We start from the raw sequence: 1,506 nt of genomic DNA, 5'->3' as shown, positions 1-1,506 counted from the left end.
CCGGCCGCAACGCCAACCGCCGCGTGGTGCTGGTGATCCTGGCCGACTCCGGCGACAGCGGCGATGCGACGCCGTCGGCCTCCGATCGTTTGAGCGCCGGCGCCGCGCCGGCCACCCCGACACCCCCCGCCGCGGCGGCCCCCGGCAACGCCGGCGGCCCCCGCGCAGTACCTGCCATTGAAGGAGTCAACTGATGCGCATCTGGGCGATCGCCAACCAGAAAGGTGGCGTGGGCAAGACCACCACCACGCTGGCCCTGGGCCGTGGGCTGGCCATGCTCGGGCACCGCGTGCTGATGCTCGATCTCGATCCGCACGCCTCGCTGACCCGGGCCTTCGACGTGCCGCAGGAACCGCAGCCGCCGGGCGTGCTCGACCTGTTCGCGACCCCGCCGGGCGAACTCGCCGCGCTGGCCCGCGACACCGCGGTCGAGCGTCTGAGCTTCGTCTGCGGGCAGACCGCGCTGGCCACGCTGGAACGGCGCAGCGCCAACCAGCCCGGCCTCGGCCTGGCGCTGCAGCAGGCCATGGCCCGCCACGCCGGCCAGCACGACTACATCCTGCTCGACTGCCCGCCGACCCTGGGCCTGCTGATGATCAACGCGCTGGCGGCGGCCGACCGCGTGATCATCCCGACCCAGGCCGAGCCGCTGGCCCTGCACGGCCTGGCCAGCATGGTCCGCACCGTGGACATGGTCGAGCGCTCGCGGCGCCGGCCCCTGCCCGCCTCGATCCTGCCGACCCTGTTCGACAAGCGCACCCGCGCCGGCAACGAGACCCTGCGGCAGATGCAGGACAGCTACGGCGAGCGGGTGTGGGAAGACGCCATCCCGGTCGACACCAAGATCTGCAACGTCAAGGCGCTGACGGTGGCCGGCGTGCCGGGCGACTACCCGGGTCGCGGTCTGGCCGCCTACCGCCGCGCGCTGGAATGGCTGATCGCCAGCGACGCCACGCCGATGGAGCAAGCCGCATGAGCACCCCCGGGATCATCGACGATTATCTGGAAGGCCTGCTCCACGACGTGATCGCCGAGGAGCAGAAGGCCGTGCCGCCGAGCCCCGCGCCGGTCGCGGTCGCCGACGTGCAAGCGGACGCCGCGACGACGGCACCCGCCCCGACCGCAACCGGACCGACCCCGGAGCAGATCGCTGCCGCGGTCCTGGCCGAAGCCGATTCCGATCCGGCCCTGGCCGGCATCATGTCGCAGCAGGCGCTGGCGCCCGCGCCCGCCGGTCCGACACCCGAACAGATCGCCGCCGCGGTCCTGGCCGAAGCCGATTCCGATCCGGCCCTGGCCGGCATCATGTCGCAGCAGGCGCTGGCGCCCGCACCGGCCGGTCCGACGCCCGAACAGATCGCTGCCGCGGTCCTGGCCGAAGCCGATTCCGATCCGGCCCTGGCCGGCATCATGTCGCAAGCAGCACCCGCGCCCGCCGCACTGACCCCGGCCCAGCAGGCCGAGCGCCAGGCCGACCTGGACGCGGTCGCGGCGATGGAGCGGCAG

General features: G+C 73.7%; 1 protein-coding gene and 2 pseudogenes. All 3 read left to right on the top strand.

Annotated elements, in window-relative coordinates; genetic code table 11:
* Positions 1 to 194: pseudogene (locus D180_RS24590) on the top strand (flagellar motor protein MotD); the annotation flags it as partial.
* Positions 194 to 976 (top strand): ParA family protein, encoded by a 783-nt coding sequence (locus D180_RS14315; RefSeq protein ID WP_017910758.1) that lies wholly within the window; start codon positions 194 to 196, stop codon positions 974 to 976. The pseudogene D180_RS24590 and the gene D180_RS14315, both read left to right, overlap by 1 nt.
* Positions 973 to 1,506: pseudogene (locus D180_RS14310) on the top strand (hypothetical protein); the annotation flags it as partial. The gene D180_RS14315 and the pseudogene D180_RS14310, both read left to right, overlap by 4 nt.

Origin of the sequence: Xanthomonas sp. SHU 166 (assembly GCF_000364685.1) — a bacterium.
GTDB lineage: Bacteria > Pseudomonadota > Gammaproteobacteria > Xanthomonadales > Xanthomonadaceae > Xanthomonas_A > Xanthomonas_A sontii.
This window is presented reverse-complemented; position numbering and strand designations above follow the sequence as displayed.

What these genes read in the sequence shown, in the direction of transcription:
- D180_RS14315 (WP_017910758.1), top strand. Translation starts at nt 194, where the DNA reads ATGCGCATCTGGGCGATCGCCAACCAGAAAGGTGGCGTGGGCAAGACC.